General features: G+C 65.6%; 2 protein-coding genes. One reads left to right on the top strand and one right to left on the bottom strand.

Features of this window, described 5'->3' with window-relative positions:
* The first annotated feature begins 100 nt into the window (after positions 1-100).
* A complete protein-coding gene (locus GY769_00910) occupies positions 101-394 on the top strand; it encodes an arsenate reductase (glutaredoxin) (GenBank protein ID MCP4200477.1) in 294 nt (97 codons plus the stop codon).
* A 143-nt stretch (positions 395-537) separates the two neighbouring features.
* Here the strand turns inward: GY769_00910 and GY769_00915 are convergent.
* The coding region (locus GY769_00915) for a serine dehydratase (GenBank protein MCP4200478.1) at positions 538-1,199 on the bottom strand (662 nt) is incomplete at its 5' end.

Here is a 1,199-nt window from a genome sequence, read left to right on the forward strand (position 1 = left end):
ACGTTCGCGAACAAGCGCATCGCCATTTCAATCACTCGGAGGGACCATGCTCGAGTTGATCTGCACCCGTACCTGAGGGACCTGCCGCAAGGCGGTCGCCTTGCTCAACGAGCGCGGGGTGGAATACCGCTACCGCGAGTACACGAAGGAGCCGCTCACCGAGGGCGAGCTGCGCGGCGTCTTGGCGAGGCTCGGCCTCGCCCCGCGCGACGTGCTGCGTCGCCACGACCGCGCCTTCGAGGAGCTGGGCCTGACCGGCGACGGGGGGGACAATGCGCTCGTCGCCCACATGGCCGAGCATCCGACGCTGCTGCAGCGTCCGATCGGGGTGCTCGGCGAGCGCGCCGTCGTCGGCCGTCCGGCGGATCGGCTGCTCGGGCTGATCGACTCCTGAACGCGACAGATTCATGGGCCGTTCGAGCCGCATCCTGGTCATCGGCCACGTCACCCGCGACCTGCTCGACGGCTAGGGCCGAACGGTACTCCTGGAAGCGCCAGAACTGGTTCGACTACGCGGCGCAGGACCTGAGCTGGAAACTAGCAAAGGGGCTTACGGTCCAGCGTCAACTCGAGGGCCTTGGAGGTCGGCGTGGTAGAGAGTCCACCGAGTGCCGTGCAGCACAATTCCCGCGGCATCGCCCTTCCGACCTCATCCATTGCCGCGATGACCTCGTCGAGCGGAATCAGGTGCTGGTACCCGGCGAGCGCCATGTTGGCGCTATTGACGGCATTGCTCGCGGCCATCGCGTTCTTGCCCAGGCAGGGAGCCTCGACCCGGTTGGCGATGGGATCGCAGGTCAAGCCGAACATATTCTGAAGAGCGACCGAGGCCGCGCACAGGGCCGCCGCCGGATTGCCCCCCATCATCTCGGTCAGTCCAGCCGCTGCCATGCCCGAGGCGGACCCGCATTCGGCCATACAGCCGCCGAGCTCCGCCGAGAAGGTCGCCCCCTCGGCGATGAAGATACCGATCAAGCCAGATGCGAGAAGGCCCTGAACCAGCTTCTCTTCCGGCCATTCATGGCCATCACCCACTGCCAGAAGGGCGCCCGGCAGGGCTGCACACGATCCTGCCGTCGGCGATGCAACGATGACTTCCATACCTGCTTTCGATTCCATGATCGCCGTCACGTAGCGAATCATTCGATTCTGGACCGAACCGCGAACCAACTGGCTCTGCTCTTCGGCGCGCTCGAAAG

This window comes from bacterium, assembly GCA_024224155.1.
Lineage (GTDB): Bacteria > Acidobacteriota > Thermoanaerobaculia > Multivoradales > JAHEKO01 > CALZIK01.